Source organism: Thermomonas carbonis, from assembly GCF_014396975.1.
GTDB lineage: Bacteria > Pseudomonadota > Gammaproteobacteria > Xanthomonadales > Xanthomonadaceae > Thermomonas > Thermomonas carbonis.
Window position 1 is genome coordinate 1,693,842 of record NZ_CP060719.1, and the last position, 18,975, is coordinate 1,712,816.

At 68.8% G+C, this 18,975-nt stretch carries 17 protein-coding genes; 15 read left to right on the plus strand and 2 right to left on the minus strand.

What is annotated here, in order from left to right; all coding sequences use genetic code 11:
• Positions 1–71 precede the first annotated feature (71 nt).
• The gene (locus tag H9L16_RS07770; RefSeq protein WP_187553938.1) at positions 72–1,556 is read right to left on the minus strand and encodes a leucyl aminopeptidase; all 1,485 of its coding nucleotides are present in this window, start codon (positions 1,554–1,556) and stop codon (positions 72–74) included.
• 156 nt (positions 1,557–1,712) lie between these two features.
• Between H9L16_RS07770 and lptF the strand changes: the two genes are divergently transcribed.
• A complete protein-coding gene (gene lptF, locus H9L16_RS07775; protein ID WP_187553939.1) occupies positions 1,713–2,792 on the plus strand; it encodes an LPS export ABC transporter permease LptF in 1,080 nt (359 codons plus the stop codon).
• Entirely contained in the window at positions 2,741–3,886 is a 1,146-nt protein-coding gene (gene lptG, locus H9L16_RS07780) for an LPS export ABC transporter permease LptG (RefSeq protein ID WP_187554105.1), read from the plus strand. Before lptF ends, lptG begins: the two co-directional genes overlap by 52 nt.
• Here lptG and H9L16_RS07785 read toward each other — a convergent pair.
• Positions 3,867–4,370, minus strand: a complete 504-nt coding sequence (locus tag H9L16_RS07785; RefSeq protein ID WP_187553940.1) for an RDD family protein — start codon at positions 4,368–4,370, stop codon at positions 3,867–3,869. The two genes, lptG and H9L16_RS07785, sit on opposite strands and share 20 nt — an antisense overlap.
• A 41-nt stretch (positions 4,371–4,411) precedes the next feature.
• Between H9L16_RS07785 and xerD the strand changes: the two genes are divergently transcribed.
• From xerD to H9L16_RS07850, 13 genes are all read left to right on the plus strand, one after another.
• On the plus strand, positions 4,412–5,386 hold the full coding sequence (gene xerD / locus H9L16_RS07790) for a site-specific tyrosine recombinase XerD (RefSeq protein WP_229796623.1): 975 nt from the start codon (positions 4,412–4,414) through the stop codon (positions 5,384–5,386).
• Positions 5,387–5,464: 78 nt separating this feature from the next.
• Positions 5,465–6,265, plus strand: a complete 801-nt coding sequence (locus tag H9L16_RS07795) for a DsbC family protein (protein ID WP_187553942.1) — start codon at positions 5,465–5,467, stop codon at positions 6,263–6,265.
• 70 nt (positions 6,266–6,335) lie between these two features.
• Positions 6,336–10,238, plus strand: coding sequence for a phosphoribosylformylglycinamidine synthase (gene purL / locus H9L16_RS07800; RefSeq protein WP_187553943.1), 3,903 nt, complete (start codon positions 6,336–6,338; stop codon positions 10,236–10,238).
• A gap of 293 nt (positions 10,239–10,531) precedes the next feature.
• The gene (gene gspE, locus H9L16_RS07805) at positions 10,532–12,256 is read left to right on the plus strand and encodes a type II secretion system ATPase GspE (RefSeq protein ID WP_187553944.1); all 1,725 of its coding nucleotides are present in this window, start codon (positions 10,532–10,534) and stop codon (positions 12,254–12,256) included.
• A 4-nt stretch (positions 12,257–12,260) separates the two neighbouring features.
• Positions 12,261–13,478, plus strand: coding sequence for a type II secretion system protein XpsF (gene xpsF, locus H9L16_RS07810; protein WP_187553945.1), 1,218 nt, complete (start codon positions 12,261–12,263; stop codon positions 13,476–13,478).
• 67 nt (positions 13,479–13,545) lie between these two features.
• The gene (gene gspG, locus H9L16_RS07815; RefSeq protein WP_187553946.1) at positions 13,546–13,974 is read left to right on the plus strand and encodes a type II secretion system major pseudopilin GspG; all 429 of its coding nucleotides are present in this window, start codon (positions 13,546–13,548) and stop codon (positions 13,972–13,974) included.
• 30 nt (positions 13,975–14,004) lie between these two features.
• A complete protein-coding gene (gene xpsH / locus H9L16_RS07820; RefSeq protein ID WP_187553947.1) occupies positions 14,005–14,481 on the plus strand; it encodes a type II secretion system protein XpsH in 477 nt (158 codons plus the stop codon).
• Positions 14,478–14,930, plus strand: coding sequence for a type II secretion system protein XpsI (xpsI, locus tag H9L16_RS07825; protein WP_229796622.1), 453 nt, complete (start codon positions 14,478–14,480; stop codon positions 14,928–14,930). Before xpsH ends, xpsI begins: the two co-directional genes overlap by 4 nt.
• The gene (locus H9L16_RS07830; protein ID WP_229796621.1) at positions 14,930–15,643 is read left to right on the plus strand and encodes a general secretion pathway protein GspJ; all 714 of its coding nucleotides are present in this window, start codon (positions 14,930–14,932) and stop codon (positions 15,641–15,643) included. Before xpsI ends, H9L16_RS07830 begins: the two co-directional genes overlap by 1 nt.
• Positions 15,640–16,470, plus strand: a complete 831-nt coding sequence (locus tag H9L16_RS07835) for a type II secretion system minor pseudopilin (protein WP_187553948.1) — start codon at positions 15,640–15,642, stop codon at positions 16,468–16,470. Before H9L16_RS07830 ends, H9L16_RS07835 begins: the two co-directional genes overlap by 4 nt.
• A 5-nt stretch (positions 16,471–16,475) precedes the next feature.
• Positions 16,476–17,606 (plus strand): PilN domain-containing protein, encoded by a 1,131-nt coding sequence (locus tag H9L16_RS07840; RefSeq protein WP_187553949.1) that lies wholly within the window; start codon positions 16,476–16,478, stop codon positions 17,604–17,606.
• Positions 17,593–18,201 carry a type II secretion system protein GspM gene (gspM, locus tag H9L16_RS07845; protein ID WP_187553950.1) on the plus strand — a complete coding sequence of 203 codons (609 nt, stop codon included), beginning with the start codon at positions 17,593–17,595 and terminating at the stop codon, positions 18,199–18,201. Before H9L16_RS07840 ends, gspM begins: the two co-directional genes overlap by 14 nt.
• Positions 18,191–18,943 carry a hypothetical protein gene (locus H9L16_RS07850; protein ID WP_187553951.1) on the plus strand — a complete coding sequence of 251 codons (753 nt, stop codon included), beginning with the start codon at positions 18,191–18,193 and terminating at the stop codon, positions 18,941–18,943. The genes gspM and H9L16_RS07850 overlap by 11 nt, the downstream gene beginning before the upstream one ends.
• Positions 18,944–18,975 lie beyond the last annotated feature (32 nt).

Sequence of the window (18,975 nt, forward strand, 5' to 3'; positions counted from 1 at the left end):
AACTCCGGTCGTCGCGCGAACCCGCGCCTTGCATGCCCATCGCGATGACTGCTTGAGGACGACATGTTGCTTCAGGCCGCAACCCGATCCAGCAACCACTGCGACAGCAGACCGACCGGCCGGCCGGTGGCCATGCCCATCTTGCCGTCGCCATTCGACACGCCGGCAATGTCCAGGTGCACCCAGCGCTGGTCTTCGGTGAAGCGCGACAGGAAGCAGCCCGCGGTGATCGCGCCGGCCCAGCGGCCGCCGATGTTGTAGACGTCGGCGAAGGCGGAATCCAGCATGCCCTGGTATTCGTCCCACAGCGGCAACTGCCAGGCGCGGTCGAAGGCGGTCTCGCCGGCGGCCAGCAGTTCGCGGGCGAGGTCGTCGTCCTTCTTGGTCATCACCCCGGTGGCGTACTTGCCCAGCGCGACCACGCAGGCGCCGGTGAGCGTGGCCACGTCGACCAGCGCGGCCGGCTCGAAGCGCGCGGCATAGGTCAGCGCATCGCACAGGATCAGGCGGCCTTCGGCGTCGGTGTTGCCGACTTCGATGGTCTTGCCGGACATGCTGGTGATGACGTCGCTGGGGCGGTAGGCGTTGCCGTCGATGGCGTTTTCCACCGCCGCGGCGATCACCACCAGGTTGACCGGCAGGCGCATGCCGACCGCGGCGACGAAGGTGCCGAGCACGCTGGCCGCGCCGCACATGTCGTACTTCATTTCCTCGATGCCGCCCTGGGTCTTCAGGTTGACGCCGCCGGTGTCGAAGGTGATGCCCTTGCCGACCAGGACGTAGGGCTTGGCATCGCCGCCGCCGTTCCACTTGAGCACGATCAAGCGCGGGCGGTTGGCCGATGCGCGCGCGACCGCGAGCAGCGAGCCCATGCCGAGCTGTTCCATCGCCACTTCGTCCAGCACTTCGCACTCGGCGCCTTCGCTACGTGCGGCGAAGTCCTGCGCCTGCGATGCCAGATAGACCGGGTTGCAGATGTTCGGCGGCAGGTTGCCGAGCTCGCGGGTGAACTGCACGCCGGCAGCGATGGCGATGCCGTGGGCGAGTGCGGTGGCGTCATCGCCGGAGACCTCGAAGCGGACCAGTCCCTTCTCTTCGCGCTTCTTGTTCTTGGTGCCGAGGGTGGCGGTGTAGCGATAGCAGGCGTGATCGGCGGCGATCACCGCGTTGCGGATATTCCATGCGGCATCGCGGCCGGCGACCGCGACTTCGCTCAGAGTGAACAGCGCGGAGTTGACCGCGCCGGTCTTCAACGTGCGCGCGGCATCGCCGATGGCCTTGAGGTATTGCGGGACGCCGAACTTGCCGGCATCGCCCAGGCCGATCACCAGCACGCGCGGCGCAGTCACGTTCGGCAGGTCGTGCAGCAGGGCGGTCTTGCCGGTCTTGCCGACGATGTCGCCGCGGGCGAGCAGGGCCTTGATGCGGCCGTCGCTGGCGGTGTCGAGGGCGGCGGCGGCCGGTGTGAGGCTGCCGTCGGCGAAAGCACCCACGACGACGCAATCGACGCTGGCGGAGGCGGGCGGGGTCAGGTTCAGGCTGAATTCGAGGCTCATCGACCAAGGTGTCCGGGAAGTGACGTCCGAAGACGGGCATGGCAGCCGCAGGGCATGCCTGCGGTCGCGCCGGTGGTGTCGCTTACAATGCGCGGCCGCGGCAAAGCGCGGGATGCAGCGCGTAACGAACCCCGAAGTTTAAAGCAAGCAGGCCCGATGCCGAAGCTGGACCGTTATCTGAGTGCCGAGTTCGCCCGCGCCGTGTTCGCTGCGCTGGTGATCCTGGGCATGGTCAGCCTGGGCGGCCTGTTCGCCGACCTGATCGGCGAAATGGCGCGCGGCAAGGTGCCGCCGACCCTGTTGCTGTCCCAGCTGGGCTTGCGGCTGGTGAGTTATATGCCGCTGATCTTGCCGCTGGGCCTGTTGCTGGGCCTGCTGCTGGCGGTCGGCCGGCTGTACCGCGATTCCGAGATGCACGTGCTGGCGGCGGCGGGCGTGGGGCCGCGCCGGTTGCTGCGGCCGCTGTTGATCGTGGTGATTCCACTCCTGCTCATGATTGGCGGCAGCTCGCTGTGGCTGGGCCCGTGGGCGAACGGGGTGGCCCGCTCGATGGTGGCCGAGGCCAACAAGAACCTGCTGGTCGCCGGACTGGAACCGGGCCGCTTCACCCCGATGTCGGGCGGCGGCGTGGCCTATGCCGGGGAAATGTCCGGCGACGGCACCAAGCTGGGCCGGGTCTTCGTGTACCGCGAACGCGGCGACCGCATGGATGTGGCCACGGCCCGCACCGGTGAGCTGTATCGCGACCAGGGCGCACGGCTGCTGGCCTTGCTCGACGGGTTCCGGGTCGAAGGTCCGGCCAGCGGCGCGGATCTGGATTACCGGCTGATGCGCTATGCGCGCAACGAGATGCAGTTGCCGGCCGCCGACGACGAGGCGCTGGCGGATTCGCCCGCATTCAAACCGACGCCGGCGCTGCTGGGCATGCCCGGTGCCGCTGCCGCCGCCGAATTGCACTGGCGCATCGCGCCGCCGCTGCTGGCGCTGGCGTTCGCCCTGCTGGCGGTGCCGCTGGCGCGCAGCTCGCCGCGCCAGGCGCGCTATGGCTCGATGCTGCTGGCGTTCCTGGCCTATCTGGTGGGTGTGTTCCTGATGATGCTTGGCACCCAATGGTTGGCGGAAGGCACCCTGCCTGCCGCCTTCGGGCTGTGGTGGTTGCTGTTGCCGATGCTCGCCCTGGGCATCTGGCTGTACGCGCGCGACGGCCGCGTGGCGCGTGCATGGTGGCGTCGATGAAGCACTGGCCTCGCCTGCATGACACCTACATCGCGCGGGCCGTGGTCGGCAGTGTGCTGCTGGCCTGGGGCGTGCTGCTCGGGCTGGACGTGGTGCTGGCCTTCGCCGCCGATGCCCGCGATGTCGGCAAAGGCGGCTTCACCATCAATCATGCGATCGCCGCGACCGGCCTGACCATTCCGTGGCGCGCCTACAACCTGTTCCCGACCGCCGCGGTGATCGGTGCGCTGCTCGGCCTGGGCCAGTTGTCGGCCTCATCCGAATTGACCGCATTGCGCGCCGTCGGCCTGTCGCGTCGCCGCCTGAGCATCTCGGTGGCGTTGTCGCTCGCAATGCTCACCGCGCTGATGGTGGTCAATGGCGAGACCCTGGCACCCTGGGGCGAGGAACGCGCGCAGGCGCTCAAATCGGTGCGCAATCAGGATCTGGTGGTGGCCCAATACAGCGGGCTGTGGGCGCGCGAGGGCGACATGTTCCTCAATGCGCGCAATGGCGAGCAGAAGCAGCGCGGCGATGATCGCTGGCTGGAGTTGCGCGGCGTCCGCCTGTTCCAGTTCGACGATGCCGGCCGCCTGGAATCGATTGCCCATGCCAGCATCGCCGAACACCGCCCGGGCGGTTGGGTCCTGCGCGAAGTCGAACGCACGACCTTCGGTGCGAAGTCGGTGACCCGCGTCAAGATTCCCGAGGAACGTTGGGAATCGGCGCTGGACGAGACCGCGCTGGCCGCCAGCGTGACCAAGCCGCGCAACATGGGCAGCGGCGAGTTGCGCGGCAGCATCGAATACCGCAAGCGCAACGATCTGGAAGCGGGCGAGTTCGAGGACATCTACTGGGGCCGCTGGTTCTACCCGATCAACGTGCTGGCGCTGTGCCTGGCGGCGGTGCCGTTCGCATTCGGCTCATTGCGCAGCGGCGGCTACGGCAAGCGCGTGTTCATGGGCATCGTGTTCGCCCTGGGCTTCTGGATGTTGCAGCTGACCTTCTCGAAGCTGGCCGGGATCTACCGCTTCGACTACCGCATCGCCTACGCGATGCCGCCGATCATCATGCTGCTGGTCTCGTACCTGCTGTTCAAACGGCGCTCGGGCTGACCGGCCTGCGCTTCGGCTGCCGGATCAGCCGCGTCCCGCTGGCGCGGTCGTGCCAGGTGAGGCCGTCACGGTCGATCCACGCCCACCAGAATCCCAGGCCGCCGAGCAGCAGCGACAGGCTGGCCACCGCGTAGCGCCGCCACAACGCCTTTCCGTTCGGGACATTCCCGCTCAGGTCGACAATCCGCAGCCGCCACGGGCGCATGCCCAGGGTCTGCCCGCCGCCGCGCCAGCTGAGCGCGGCGTACAGGCCGGTGATCATCCAGCAGCACAGCCAGAGCAGCCATTGCAGTGCGCTGAACGGTGCGATGTTCTCGCGCGGCGGGTGGTGGCCAAGGAAGGTGTAGCCCACAGTGAACGCGGTCGAGGCCAGCATCCACAGCGCGATCACCGGCAGGGCGTCGTAGAGCAGGGCCAGCAAACGCCAGCCGATCAGCGCGTGCGGTTTGGTCGGTGCAGCGGCGGGGACGGTGTCATCGGGCATCGCGACAGGATACAGGCGGCCCGTGCGGCCACCGGCTACGCTTGCGCGCAATGAGCACCACCGCCGATCGCCGACGCATCGCCCGTTCGTTGCCACCGCTGGCGGATGCAGACACGACCGCGATCGAGCGCTTCCTCGATGCCGCCTGGGCTGAGAACGGTCTGTCGCCGGCCGCGCTGACGGCGTATCGCAGCGACCTGCAGGGCCTGGCGCGATGGCTGCAGGCGCGGCCATCGGCACCGCCGCTGGCATTGGCCGCGCGCAGCGACCTGTTCGACTACCTGGCCATGCGCAGCGCTGCCGGCTACAAGCCGCGCAGCAATGCCCGCCTGCTGTCCACGCTGCACGCGTTCTACGCGCACGCCGTGCGCCTGCGGTTGCGTGGCGACGATCCCAGCGCCTTGCTGCAGCCGCCCCACCTGCCACGATTGCTGCCCAAGGCCTTGTCGGAAGCGCAGGTGTCGGCCTTGCTTGAATCCCCCGATGCCGGCACCCCGACCGGCCTGCGCGATCGCGCGATGCTGGAACTGATGTACGCCTGCGGCCTGCGCGTCAGCGAACTGGTCGGCCTGCCCGGGACCGCGATCAACCTGCGTCAGGGCGTGCTGCGGGTGACCGGCAAGGGCGGCAAGGATCGGCTGGTGCCCTTGGGCGAGGAATCCCAGCACTGGCTGCAGCGTTACCTGCGCGAGTCGCGCCCGGCGCTGCTGGCCGGCCTGCGCGATACCGGCATCGCCCAATCGCTGTTCGTCGATGGCAAGGGCCAGGCACCGACCCGGCAGGCGTTCTGGGCGCTGGTCAAGCATCACGCGGCCGCGGCCGGTATCGATCCTGCGCGGGTCAGCCCACATGGCCTGCGCCACAGTTTCGCCACCCACCTGCTCAATCGCGGGGCGGATCTGCGCGCGCTGCAGATGCTGTTGGGCCATGCCTCGCTGTCCACCACCCAGATCTACACCCTGGTCGCGCGCGAGCATCTGAAATCGCTGCACGCCCGGCACCACCCGCGGGCCTGATTGCCGGCGCATGCGAGAATGCCGGGAACCCCGTGGCCGGCGACCGGTCGGACCACGTGCCCGTCTCCAGGAGTTTCGATGAATCGTTTCCTCGCCTTCGCCGCACTGTGCGGCCTGAGCCTGTCCGCCTGCGCGCAACAGCCTGCACCGGATGCCGCAGGCCAGAAGATCACCATCGGACCGAAGGCCATGGCCGAACCCGCGTTCGCCACCGGTAGCCCGGAGGAACGCGCCCGCGCCGTCTTGCGCGAGCTCAACCCGAAGATCACCGTGGAAAGCATCAAGGCCGCCCCGATCCCCGGTTTCCGCGAAGTGATCGCCACCGGCCAGGTCGTGTATGTCAGCGATGACGGCAAGTACCTGTTCCAGGGCGGGCTGCTGGATATCGCCAAGCGCAAGGACATGGGCGAAGCGGCGATGGCGAAACTGCGCGCCGACGTCCTCAAGACCCTGCCGGTTGCGGATCGCATCGTGTTCTCGCCGGCCGGCAAGCCGAAGCACACGGTTGTGGTGCTGACCGACATCGAATGCGGCTATTGCCGCAAGTTCCACACCGACATCGCCGAGTACACCAAGCGCGGCATCGAGGTCGAGTACCTGGCGTTTCCGCGCGCCGGCCTGGCCAGCGCCGACTACCGCAACATGGTGTCGGTCTGGTGCGCGCCGGATCGGCGCAAGGCACTGACCGATGCCAAGGATGGCCGCGCGGTGCCGTCGCGCACCTGCCAGACGCCGGTGGACATGCAGTACCGCGCCGGGCAGCGGATGGGCCTGACCGGCACCCCGATGATCCTCAACAGCAGCGGCGAACTGATGGGCGGTTACCTGCCGCCGGATGCCCTGCTGGAGCGCCTGGAAGCCGCGGCCGCGGGCGTCTGAATCCGTGCGTCGGCCGGCGCGTGGCCCGGCTCGGCTACACTAGCCGGCCCGTTGCCACCGTCAGCCGGACATGATCCTCCTCGAGGGCGCGCCCGCCCTGTCGCCGTTCCGTCGCGACCGCCTGCAAGCCCGACTCAACGCCATCGTCCCCGGTCTGCGCATCAGCGGTGCCTGGCATGGTTACTGGATCGACCCCGACGCCGGTGCAAGCCCGGACCTGGAGGCGCTCAAGCGCATCCTGCAGGCCGGTGACGGCGTGGCCGATGCCGAACCCGGCAGCGTCTCGCGTTTCATCGTGCCGCGGCTTGGCACCTTGTCGCCATGGGCGAGCAAGGCCACCGAACTGCTGCGCGGTGCCGGCCTGCCGGTGAAACGGGTCGAGCGCGGCATGCGCATCGACGTGAGCGGCTGGCCGCAAGACGCCGCTAAACAAGCCGCGCTGGGCAAGCTGCTGCACGACCCGATGACGCAGTCGCTGCTTGCCACCCGCGAAGACGGCGCGGCGCTGTTCAGCGCCAATCCGCGCGGCGCACTCGAGGTGATCCCGCTGGCAGACATCGATGCCGCCAATGCGCGGCTCGGCCTGGCCCTGGCGCAGGATGAGATCGACTATCTGCGTGACCGTTACGGGGAACTCGGCCGCGACCCGCACGACGTCGAACTGATGATGTTCGCGCAGGCCAATTCCGAGCACTGCCGGCACAAGATATTCAATGCGTCGTGGACCATCGATGGTCGTGAACAACCGACCTCGTTGTTCAAGATGATCAAGAACACCCATGCGGTCACGCCGGAACACACGTTGTCCGCGTACAGCGACAATGCGGCGGTGGTCGGCGGTTACGCGGCGTCGCGCTTCCGTCCCGATCCGGCGACCCAGCAATATCGTGCCGAACCGGTGGCCGAGAGCGCGTTCTGCATCAAGGTCGAGACCCACAACCACCCGACCGCGATCGCGCCCTTCCCCGGCGCATCCACCGGTGCCGGCGGCGAAATCCGCGACGAAGGCGCGACCGGTCGCGGCGGTCGTCCGAAGGCTGGCCTGTGCGGCTTCTCGGTGTCGCACCTGCGCATTCCCACGCTGCCGCAACCGTGGGAGGGCGAACGCGTGCTCAATCCGCGGATGGCACCGGCGCTGGAGATCATGCTGGACGGCCCGCTCGGCGCTGCTGCGTTCAGCAACGAATTCGGCCGGCCCAATCTTGTCGGCTATTTCCGCAGCTTCGAGCTGCGCGAAGGCAGCATGTCCGATGGCAGCCAGCTGACCCGCGCCTACGACAAGCCGATCATGCTCGCCGGCGGCATCGGCGCGATGGACCGGCCGATGGTGGCCAAGCTGCTGTTGTCGGACGGCGATGCGGTGATCGTGCTCGGCGGCCCGGCGATGCTGATCGGCCTGGGCGGCGGCGCGGCGAGTTCGGTGGCGTCCGGTGATACCAGCGAAGACCTCGATTTCGCCTCGGTGCAGCGCGACAACCCGGAGATGGAACGGCGCGCGCAGGAAGTCATCGACCGCTGCGTCGCGATGGCCGGAGACAATCCGATCCTGTCGGTGCACGACGTCGGCGCCGGCGGCCTGTCCAACGCGATCCCGGAGCTGCTGCACGACTCTGGCGTGGGTGGCGTGATCGATCTTGGCAAGGTGCCCAGCGATGATCCGTCGCTGTCGCCGATGCAGCTGTGGTGCAACGAATCGCAGGAACGCTACGTGCTCGGCATCGCGCAGTCGCGGGTGGCCGAATTCGCCGCGCTGTGCGCGCGCGAGCGGTGCGTGTTCGCCGTCGTCGGCACCACGACCAGAGAAGAGCGACTGGTGGTCGGCTATGCCGGCGAGCCGCCGGCGATCGACCTGCCGATGGATGTACTGTTCGGCAAGGCACCGAAGATGCATCGCGACAGCGCGCATCCGGTGCCGCCGCAATGGCCCGAGGCCGACACCGACGCGCTCGACCTGCACGAGGCCGGCCTGCGCGTGCTCGCCCATCCCAGCGTGGCATCGAAATCCTTTCTCATCACCATCGGCGATCGCACTGTCGGCGGCCTGACCGCGCGCGACCAGATGGTCGGCCCGTGGCAGGTGCCCGTCGCCGATTGCGCGATCACCCTCAGCGGGTTCGACGGTTTCACCGGCGAGGCGATGGCGATCGGCGAACGCACGCCGCTGGCCCTGCTGGATGCCGCCGCCTCAGCGCGGATGGCGGTCGGCGAGGCGATCACCAACCTGCTCGCGGCGCCGGTCGAATCGCTCAATCGCATCAAGTTGTCGGCGAACTGGATGGCCGCGGCCGGCCATGCCGGCGAAGACGCGCGCCTGTTCGATGCGGTCAAGGCGGTGGGCATGGAGTTGTGCCCGGAACTCGAACTGAGCATCCCGGTCGGCAAGGATTCGTTGTCGATGCAGGCGCAATGGCAAGCCGATGGCGTTGCCCGGAAATCGGTGTCGCCGGTGTCGCTGGTGGTGTCCGCGTTCGCGCCCGTCGTCGACGTGCGCGCGCAGGCCACGCCGCTGCTGCGCCGCGACATCGAGTCGGAGTTGTGGCTGATCGGCCTGGGCGCCGGTCGCCAGCGCATGGGCGGCTCGGTGCTCGCGCAATGCCATCCCGACGCCACCGACGGTCATGCGTTGCCAGCCTTCGGCGGCGACGTGCCCGACCTCGACGATCCGCAACGCCTGCGTTCGTTGTTCGAGCTGGTCCGCGACGCGCGCGAGAACGGCATGCTGCTGGCCTACCACGACCGTTCCGACGGTGGCGTTTTCGCCGCGCTGTGCGAGATGGCCTTCGCCTCGCATCTCGGCCTGGAGATCCGCCTCGATGGTTGGGGCGATGGCCGCGGCGACGACGTGTTCAGCACGCTGTTCAACGAGGAACTCGGCGCAGTCGTGCAGGTGCCGGTCGAGGAACGCGCGGCGTTCGCCGACCTGGTCGCCCGCCACGGCCTGATCGAATGCGCGCAACGCATCGCCCGGCCGACGACTGCCCCGACGATCCGCGTCAGCGACGCCGACGAGACCCTGGTCGAGTGGCGTTGGGATGAATTGTTCGACGCGTGGTGGTCGGTGAGCCATGCGATGCAGAAGCTGCGCGACAACCCGGACGGCGCCGACAGCGAGCGCGACGCGTCACGCCGCTTCGATGCGCCCGGCCTGCAGCCGAAGCTCACGTTCGATGCGGCTGAAGACATCGCAATGCCATTCATCGCGAAGGGCGCGCGCCCGAAGGTCGCGATCCTGCGCGAGCAGGGCGTCAACAGCCAGATCGAAACCGCGTTCGCGTTCGATGCTGCCGGCTTCGATACCTTCGACGTGCACATGAGCGACCTGGTCGCCGGCCGCTTCGACCTGGCCGACTTCAACGGCTTGGTCGCCTGCGGTGGCTTCAGTTACGGCGACGTGCTCGGTGCCGGCCGCGGCTGGGCGACCTCGATCCTCGAGCGCAACGCGTTGCGCGACATGTTCGCCGCGTTCTTCGCGCGCCAGGACGCGTTTTCGCTGGGCATCTGCAACGGCTGCCAGATGATGGCGCAGCTGCGCGGGATCATTCCCGGCGCGGAGCACTGGCCGACCTTCCAGCGCAACGCCAGCGAGCAGTACGAAGCGCGCCTGGCACTGCTCGAAGTGGGCGATTCGCCCTCGCTGTTCCTGCGCGGCATGGCCGGTTCGCGCATCCCGGTGGCGGTGGCGCACGGCGAGGGCCGCGCGCAGTTCGACAGCGGCATCGACCACAGTGCAGTGGACATCGCGCTGCGTTACGTCACCGGCGACGGTCGCGTGGCCGAGGCCTACCCCGCCAATCCGAACGGCTCGCCAGGCGGCATCGCCGGCGTATCCAGCCGCGACGGCCGCGCGACGATCCTGATGCCGCATCCCGAGCGCACCCTGCGCAGCGCCAACTTCAGCTGGGCCCCGCGCGACTGGCCACAGGATTCCCCGTGGCAGCGGATGTTCCGCAACGCGCGGGCGTGGTTGGGGTGAGCGGACCATGAGGCATCCAAAAAGGCTGGCTTGCGCCAGCTTTTTTTTGGGTAGTATCGACGCCACATCCTGCTGTGGCTGCGAGCTTCAGTGGCGTAGTACGGCGGTCGCATTATTTGCCGACAAGAGTTGATTCCACATGTCCTGTTCAACGACATGTGTGCCAAGTAGTGCTGACAGGCTTCAGCTGCCAGATTCTTGCCGTCGAACGCGAATCCGGGCCATGCTCGCCATCGCACCACGTTAGCCGCCCTGCTACCCTCGCAGCCTTCATCCCGTGGCCTTGCGATCCCATGAGCGCTGTCCTGTCCGACCCCGTCCCGGCCAGCCCCGACGAGCGCATCGTTGCCTTGTTGTTGCAACGCGGCAAGCTCAAGGACGCCGACCTGGTCCGCGCGCGTCGTCTGCAGGAAGAGACCGGTGGCGGTTTGCTGGCGTTGCTGGCGCGGCTCGGCCTGGTGTCCGAGCGCGACCATGCCGAAGCGTGTTCGACCGAGCTCGACCTGCCCCTGCGCAGCGCCCGCGACGTGCCGGAGTTGCCGCCGGAAGACGTGGCGCTGGGCCAGCAGTCGATCAGCATCAAGTTCATGAAGCAGTACCACGTGGTCCCGGTGTCCGCGGACGCGACGCATGTGGATGTGTTGCTGGCCGATCCGCAGGATGCCTACGCGCTGGATGCGGTGCGGCTGGCGACCGGCCGTGAGCTGCGGCCGGCGGTGGCGCTGCGCAGCGAGATCGACGAGCTGGTGGAGCGCTGGCACGGCCAGGGTCGCAGTGCGATGGAGGGCATCGTCGAGAACGCCGAGGGCGAGGCCGGCTTCGACGATGTCGAACACCTGCGCGATCTCGCTTCCGAAGCGCCGGTGATCCGGCTGGTGAACCTGGTGATCCAGCGCGCGGTGGAACTGCGCGCCTCGGACATCCACATCGAACCCTTCGAGACGCGGCTGAAGGTGAGATACCGCATCGACGGCGTGCTGGAGGAAGGCGAAAGCCCGCCGGCCAACCTGACCGCGGCGGTGATCAGCCGCATCAAGATCATGGCCAAGCTCAATATCGCCGAGCGCCGCCTGCCGCAGGACGGCCGCATCGTCATGCGCGTGCAGGGCAAGGAACTGGACCTGCGCGTCAGCACGGTGCCGACCGCGCATGGCGAATCGGTGGTGATGCGCCTGCTGGACCGCGAAACCGTGGTGCTGGATTTCGACAAGCTCGGCTTCGGCCCGGCATTCATGCCGCGCTTCCAGAAGATCATGGAGCAGCCGCACGGGATCCTGCTGGTCACCGGCCCGACCGGTTCCGGCAAGACGACCACGCTGTACACCGCGCTGAGCAAGCTCAACACGCCGGACGTCAAGATCATCACGGTCGAGGATCCGGTCGAATACCAGATCGAAGGCATCAACCAGATCCAGGCCAAGCCGCAGATCGGGCTGGACTTCGCCAACGCGCTACGCAGCATCGTCCGCCAGGATCCGGACATCATCATGATCGGCGAAATGCGCGACCTGGAAACCGCGCGCATCGCGATCCAGTCGGCGCTGACCGGTCACCTGGTGTTGAGCACGCTGCATACCAACAACGCCGCCGGCGGCATCACCCGCCTGCTCGACATGGGCGTGGAGGATTACCTGCTGACCTCGACGGTCAATGGCATCGTCGCCCAGCGGCTGGTGCGCCGGTTGGAGCCGACACACGCCGAGCAATACGCGGCATCGCCGGAGGAGATCGAAAAGTTCGGCCTGCGTCGGTACCAGCCGCAGGGCGAGATCTTCCTGTATCGGCCGAAGGCGTCGGCGTTGTCGCCGACCGGTTACCTGGGCCGCACCACGATCATGGAATTGCTGGTGATGGACGATGAAGTCCGCCGCGCGGTGATGCGCCATGCCGGCATGGACGAAATCGAGAAACTCGCGCGCCAGGGCGGCATGAGCACCATGTACGAAGTCGGCATCGCCAAGGCGTTGCGTGGCGAGACCACGATCGAGGAAGTCCTGCGCGTGACCGAGGACGCCTGAGCCGATGGCGCTCTACCGCTACAAGGCGCTGAACGCGCGCGGCGAAGTGCTGGACGGCCAGATGGAGGCCGGCAGCGATGCCGAAGTCGCCTCGCGGCTGCAGGAGCAGGGCCATTTGCCGGTGGAGGCGAAGCTTGCCTCCGAGGCCGGCGGCGAATCCACCTGGCGCGCGCTGTTCAAGCCGAAGCCGTTCGCCGGTCAGCGGCTGGTGCAGTTCACCCAGCAACTGGCGACCCTGCTCGGTGCCGGGCAGCCGCTGGATCGCGCGCTGGGCATCTTGCTGGAATTGCCGGAAGACGAGGCGGCCACCCGCACCATCGGCGACATCCGCGACGCGGTGCGTGGCGGCGCCTCGTTGTCGGCGGCGCTGGATCGGCAGCACGGCACGTTCAGTCGCTTGTTCGTGAACATGGTTCGCGCCGGCGAGGCCGGCGGCAACCTGCACGAAACCCTGCAGCGGCTGGCCGATTACCTGGAGCGTTCGCGCGCGTTGCGGGCGCGGGTGATCAACGCGCTGGTGTACCCGGCGATCCTGCTGGCGATGGTCGGGCTGTCGCTGCTGTTCCTGCTCGGCTACGTGGTGCCGCAGTTCTCGGCGATGTACGAGAGCCTGGATGCCGACCTGCCGTGGTTCTCGACCTTCATCCTTGGCTTGGGTGAATTCGTCCGCGACTGGTGGATCGTGATCCTTGCCTTGCCGCTGCTGGCCGTGCTGTGGATCGACCGCAAGCGCCGCGATCCGGTATTCATGCGCCGCTTCGACAGCTGGTTGCTGCAACGCAAGTTGGCCGGTCCGCTGGTGGCCAAGCTGGACACCGCGCGGCTGGCGCGCACGCTGGGCACGCTGCTGCGCAATGGCGTTCCCCTGCTGTCTGCGCTCGGCATCGCCCGCAACGTGCTGGACAACCGGGTGCTGGCCGCCGACGTGGATGCCGCCGCGGAAGAAGTGAAGAACGGCATCGGCCTGTCCGCCGCGCTGGGCAAGGGCAAGCGCTTCCCGCGGCTGGCCCTGCAGATGATCCAGGTCGGTGAGGAATCCGGCGCGCTCGACACGATGCTGCTGAAGACCGCCGACACCTTCGAGCAGGAAACCTCGGTGGCGATGGATCGCCTGCTGGCGGCGCTGGTGCCGGCGGTGACCCTGATGCTGGCGGTGGTGGTGGGGGTGGTGATTCTGGCCGTGCTGTCGCCGATCTACGACCTCACCAGCGTGGTCGGCTAGGGCCGGGCCGGGAACTCGGCGACAATCGATGCATCCAATCTTTTCACGCCCAACGCGGGACATCCCCATGCGCAATCGTCAATTCCGTCCCATCCCGAAGGCATCGCAGGCCGGCTTCTCGTTGATCGAGATCATCATCGTGGTCGTGCTGATCGGTGGCATCGTGGCCTTCGCTGCCAACAAGATCCTCGGCGGGCAGGACCGCGCCAACGTCAACCTGGCCAAGGCACAGGTGCAAACGCTGGCCGAGAAGATCCAGCAGTACCAGATGGATACCGGCACCTTGCCGGACAGCCTGGAAGCGCTGGTCAAGGCGCCGACGGACGCCAATGGCTGGCTCGGCCCGTACGCGCGCGGTCCCGAACTGGTCGATCCGTGGAAGCAGCCCTACGCCTACAAGGTGCCGGGTGAGGGCGGGCCATTCGACCTGGTCAGCCTGGGTGCCGACCGCAAGGTCGGTGGCGACAGCGTCAACGCCGACATCCAGTACCAGTAAGCGCGATCGGCGCAGGCGCGGGGACAGGGGATGCGCACGCGCGGGCAATCGGCGGGATTCACGCTGATCGAGATGCTGGTGGTGCTGGTGATCATCGCCGCTGCCACCCTGCTCGCAATGGCGGCGTTCGGTGGCGGCATGCGCGGCATGCAACTGCGTTCGTCGGCGAAGGAAATTGCCGCACAGCTGCGCTTCGCCCGCGCGGTCGCGATCAGTACGGGCGAGCCGCAGGACGTGGTCTTCGATCCGCAGGGCCGCAGCTGGCGCGGCGCGAAAGGCCGCAGCGGCAGTCTGCCGGGCGAGGGCGACGTGGTCTTCACGGGTGCCGGTACCGCCCAGTTCGCCGATACCGCCGATGAAGCGGGCAAGGGCGTGGTGCGGTTCTTCCCCGATGGCGCGGCCACCGGCGGGCGCGTGCGGCTGCTCGCGAATGGCGCGGGGTGGGATGTGGACGTGCGCTGGCTGACCGGCGAGGTGGTGATGCGCCGCGTGCGGGACGTGCAATGACGCGTCCGCAGATGCATCGCGTCGCCAAGCGCAAGCGTGCCGCAGCCGGCTTCACCCTGATCGAGATCATCGTGGCGTTCGGCGTTCTTGCGCTGGGTCTCACGTTGTTGATCGGCACCTTGTCCGGCGCGACTCGGCAGGTGCGCCAGGCCGGCGATGCCGGGCGCGCGGCGCTGCATGCGCAGACGCTGCTAGCCGAGCACGCCAGTACGTTGCAGGGGCCAGCGAATGACGATGGCGAGCTGGAGGACGGCCGGTATCGCTGGCAGTTGCGGGCCACGCCGTGGACCGATCCGGCGGCACGTGGCGGATCGGTGCAGGTTGACCCCGGTGCCGCCCGCCTGCTGCACGTGCAGCTGGACATCGAATGGGCCGAGGGCGATCCGCAGCAACGCCTGCAAGTCAGCAGCCTGCGTCTGGCCTTGCCCGCGCAGGGCGGACGGCCGTGATGCGCCGCGCCGCCGGCTTCAGTACGGCCCTCGCGCGCAGCCCTCGGGCGTTCAGCCGGCCAGGCGGCAGTGCCGCCAAAACGGCCGGCTTCACCTTGCTGGAAGTGCTGCTGGCGACCAGCTTGCTGGCGGCTGCGATGGCGCTCGGCTTCGCCACCCTGCGTGCGGCCGCTGCCACCGCGCAGCGCGGCGAGGCGATCGCCGAACGCAACGAACGCATCCGCGCCGTCTCCGATTTCCTGCGCCGGCGCATCGGCGGGGCGCAGGGCGTCGTCTTCGAACTCGATCCCGGCACCGGCGCGTCGAAGCGTTTCGAGGGCGATGCAAATTCGATGCGCTTTGTCGCCGACCTGCCGGATTACCTCGGGCGTGGTGGGCCGCATCTGCACGCGCTGGGCGTCGGCCGCGGTGCCGAGGCCGGGCTCGGCCTGCTGATCGATTTCCGCATGGTGCAAGCCGGCCAACTCGTCCCCGGCAGCGCCGCCCGCCCGCCTGAACCGCTGGCGGAGGGCCTGAGACAGGTGCGCTTCGCCTATCGCTCGCTCACCGGCAACGGCGAGTTCGGCCCCTGGGAAGCCGTTTGGGAAGACCCGGCAAAACTGCCGCTGCAGGTGCGCGTGCAAATCGTCGATGGGCGCGGCCCGTGGCCCGATCTGGTGGTCGCGTTGCCGGTCGCGGGTAGCTTCGCCACCCTCGGGGATGCCCAGCAATGAGCCGGAGTCGGGGCGCGGCGTTGTTGCTGGTGATGTGGCTGGTGCTGCTGCTGAGCGGGCTGGTCGCCGGTTATGCGATGTCGGCACGGATCGAGTCCTTGCAGGGCAATGGCGCGGCGCGGGGCGTGGTCGCCGGAGAGGCCGCGCGGGCCGGCGTGGAGCTCGCGGTATCGCGCCTGCTGGAACAGGATCCGACGCAGCGCTGGGCGGCCGATGGCCGCGCCTACAAGATGCCGTTCGGGCGCGCTGCGGTCTCGGTCGTGATCCTCGATGAAGCGGCCAAGATCGACCTCAATGCCGCCGCCCCGACCTTGCTGGCCGGCCTGTTCGAGGAACTCGGCGAACCGCGCGAGCGCGCCGCGCGCCTGGCCGCTGCGATCGTCGACTGGCGTGACCCCGACAACCTCAGCCAGCCCGCCGGTGGTGCCGAGGATCCGGCCTATGCCTCCGCCGGCCTGGCCTGGGGCGCGAAGGACGCACCGTTCGACAGCGTGGCCGAACTAGCCCAAGTGCTGGGCATCCGTCCGGCGTTGGTCGCGGCCGCCGTACCGCACCTCACCGTGTATTCCAGCAACGCCACACCTGACGCGAACATCGCCGATCCGGTCGTGCTGGCGGCGATGGGCCTGCAGCCGCGGAGCGCACCGATCGACCCGGATGCGCCACCAGCAAGCGCCGGCAGCGGCACGTATAGTATCGATAGTCGTGCCCGACTCCCCGATGGTCGCAGTGCACATCTGTCGGTAGTCCTGCGAATGGGAGGCAACGCTTTGCCCGGATCGACGTACACGCCGCTGCGTTGGCAGGCGGGGAGCGACGCACGGTGAGCGCGATGCCTGCACGCCTGGGCAATGCCGGGGTTGGCCTGCGCGGGTTCATCGCCTGGTGGAGCGCCGGCCTGCGCGCCTGGCTGCCGCTGCGGTGGCAACACCTGCTGTCCGCCAATGGCGACCGCGTATTGCTGCAGGTGCAGGGCGATGGCGTGCAGTTGCGCCGCCAGCGCGCCGACAGCGTGCAGGACGTGGCGATGTTGCCGCTGCAGGTGCACGGTGCCGCCGATGGCCGCGATCCGCTGGCCGGGGTACTGGCCGATGCCGCCGCGGAGTTGCCGCGCTGGCTGGTGTTGCCGGCGTCGCAGGGGCTGCGCCGTCCGTTGTTGTTGCCGGCCGCCGCGCGCGAACGTCTGCGCGACATGCTGGCCTTCGAGATCGAACGACAGACCCCATTCGCCGCTGCCGACGTGGTCCACGACGGCCGCCTGCTGGGCGTGCGCGAGGACGGCCAGTTGCAGGTCGAACTGGTGGTGGTGCCGCGCCGCGCGCTGGACGCGCAGATGACGCAACTCGGCGCGATGACGGCAACCCTGGCCGGCGTGGATCTGCTGGATGCCGAGGGCCGTACGCTCGGGGTGAACCTGCTGCCGCCGGCGCAACGTCTGCAGGAGCGCAATCCGTGGCGCGTGTGGAACCTGATCCTGGGCGCGGTCGCGCTGCTGGCACTTGGCCTTGCGCTGGCGCAGGTGGTCGACAACCGCCGCGCCGCCGCCGATGCCTTGCAGGCCGAGGTCGCATCGCGCAGCACTCAGGCCCGCGCCGTCGCCGAACAGCGCCAGCGCCTGGTGGATGCGGTCGAAGGCGGCGCCTACCTGCAGCGCCAGCGCAATGGCCGCGCCTCGGTGATCGAAGTCATCGACGCATTGTCGCCGCGCTTGCCGGATGGCACCTACCTCGAGAAATTGAGCATCGAAGGCGAGCAGCTGACCCTGCTGGGCCTGTCCAACCAGGCTGCGGCGCTGGTCGGCAAGCTGGAAGGCGCGCCGCAATGGGACCTGCCTGCGTTGAGCGGTGCCCTGCAGACCGATCCGCGCACGCGCATGGATCGCTTCACCATCGTCGCGCAACTGCGTGGCACCGCTGCCGAGAAGTCCACCGACAAGCAGGGGGCCGCCGGTGGCGCGCGCTGACCGCGACCGCTGGCTGGCACTGGTCTTGCTGCTGGCGGTGATCGGGCTGGTGTACCTGTTGCTGGTGCATCCGTTGTTCACCGTGCCGCTGCGCGAGGCCGACGCCCGCATCGCCGAACTGCGCGAGCGCGATGCGCGGGTGCGCAGCCTGCTGGCGCAGCGTCCGCAGATCGAACAACGCCTGGCCGAACTCGATGCGCGCGGCGGCGCGTCCGGCTTCCTGGCCGAGCCCACCAGCGAACTCGCCACCGCCGCGCTGATCCAGCAACTGGAGCGCGTGGTCGGCGAAGCCAGCCCGGGCAACCGCGGCTGCGCCATCGTCAACCGCGCGCCGCTGTCCGGCGACCCACCGCCGGGCCGCTACCGCCGGGTCACCGTGCAGGTGCGCCTGCGCTGCGGCAATGCGGAAACCTTGGCGGTCCTGCACACCCTGGAGTCCACGCGTCCGTACCTGTTCGTCGACATGCTCTCGATCGCCGCGCAACGCTATTTCGCGATCCCCGGCAGTGCGCAGCCGCAGGAAGGCGGGCTGGACGTGAGCTTCGACCTGCATGGCTACCTGCGACCGGCACCGGGGGTGGCGCGTGCGGACTGAGCGCAGCCTGCTGCAACGTTTCGCCCAGGCGCGACCGCTGACGTGGCTGTTGGCCGGCATCTGCAGCTGGGCCCTGCTGCTGTGGCTGGGCGCGCTGCTGGGCATGGGCGGGCGCGTTGCCGCGGTCGAACCGCAGCCGGCCAGCGCCTTGCCGCAACCCCGGCCGGCCACGCCGGACCGGATCGGGCCGCTGATCCGTTACGCGGAAGCCGCGGCGCGTCCGTTGTTCACCCAGGATCGTCGCCCGCGCGGCTTCCTGGCCAGCGTGCCCGAAGGCGAGGGCGAAGCCGCGCAGAGCCAGTCGCTGGATTTCATCCTGACCGGCGTGCTGATCAGCCCGCAGGTGCGCCTGGCGACCCTGCAGCCCAGCGGTGGCGGCGAAGCCCAGCGCGTGCGCGAGGGCAGTTCACCCGACGGCGCGAACGGCTGGCGCCTGCTGGAAGTGCAGCCGCGCCGCGTCGTGTTCGAAGGCAGCAGCGGCCAGGTCACCCTGGATCTGCGCACCTTCGGCGGCAGTGGCCAGGCGCCGGGTGCGGTGGCCGTCCCCACCCCCGCGGTACCGCCGCCGCCCACGACGCAAAGCACGGACGCGGGTCCACCGCAGTCCGAGGCCGCGCGCATCGAAACCATCCGTCGCCGCATCGAGGCCCGTCGCGCGCAACTGCGCGCCGGCTCGGGTAACGGCAACACCAACAACAACGGCACGCCGCCCTCGCCGGCGACCGCGCCGCGACGGCAATAAGCAGTGCACGCCATGAATGTGGAGTTTCCCCG

Excerpts from the sequence above, each read along its gene's own strand:
- gspG (WP_187553946.1), top strand. The coding sequence starts at position 13,546 with ATGCGCAATCGTCAATTCCGTCCCATCCCGAAGGCATCGCAGGCCGGC.
- H9L16_RS07795 (WP_187553942.1), top strand. The coding sequence starts at position 5,465 with ATGAATCGTTTCCTCGCCTTCGCCGCACTGTGCGGCCTGAGCCTGTCC.
- xpsH (WP_187553947.1), top strand. The coding sequence starts at position 14,005 with ATGCGCACGCGCGGGCAATCGGCGGGATTCACGCTGATCGAGATGCTG.
- H9L16_RS07785 (WP_187553940.1), bottom strand. The coding sequence starts at position 4,370 with ATGCCCGATGACACCGTCCCCGCCGCTGCACCGACCAAACCGCACGCG.
- xpsI (WP_229796622.1), top strand. The coding sequence starts at position 14,478 with ATGACGCGTCCGCAGATGCATCGCGTCGCCAAGCGCAAGCGTGCCGCA.
- lptF (WP_187553939.1), top strand. The coding sequence starts at position 1,713 with ATGCCGAAGCTGGACCGTTATCTGAGTGCCGAGTTCGCCCGCGCCGTG.
- H9L16_RS07840 (WP_187553949.1), top strand. The coding sequence starts at position 16,476 with ATGCCTGCACGCCTGGGCAATGCCGGGGTTGGCCTGCGCGGGTTCATC.
- purL (WP_187553943.1), top strand. The coding sequence starts at position 6,336 with ATGATCCTCCTCGAGGGCGCGCCCGCCCTGTCGCCGTTCCGTCGCGAC.
- H9L16_RS07770 (WP_187553938.1), bottom strand. The coding sequence starts at position 1,556 with ATGAGCCTCGAATTCAGCCTGAACCTGACCCCGCCCGCCTCCGCCAGC.
- xpsF (WP_187553945.1), top strand. The coding sequence starts at position 12,261 with ATGGCGCTCTACCGCTACAAGGCGCTGAACGCGCGCGGCGAAGTGCTG.
- H9L16_RS07830 (WP_229796621.1), top strand. The coding sequence starts at position 14,930 with ATGCGCCGCGCCGCCGGCTTCAGTACGGCCCTCGCGCGCAGCCCTCGG.
- H9L16_RS07835 (WP_187553948.1), top strand. The coding sequence starts at position 15,640 with ATGAGCCGGAGTCGGGGCGCGGCGTTGTTGCTGGTGATGTGGCTGGTG.
- gspE (WP_187553944.1), top strand. The coding sequence starts at position 10,532 with ATGAGCGCTGTCCTGTCCGACCCCGTCCCGGCCAGCCCCGACGAGCGC.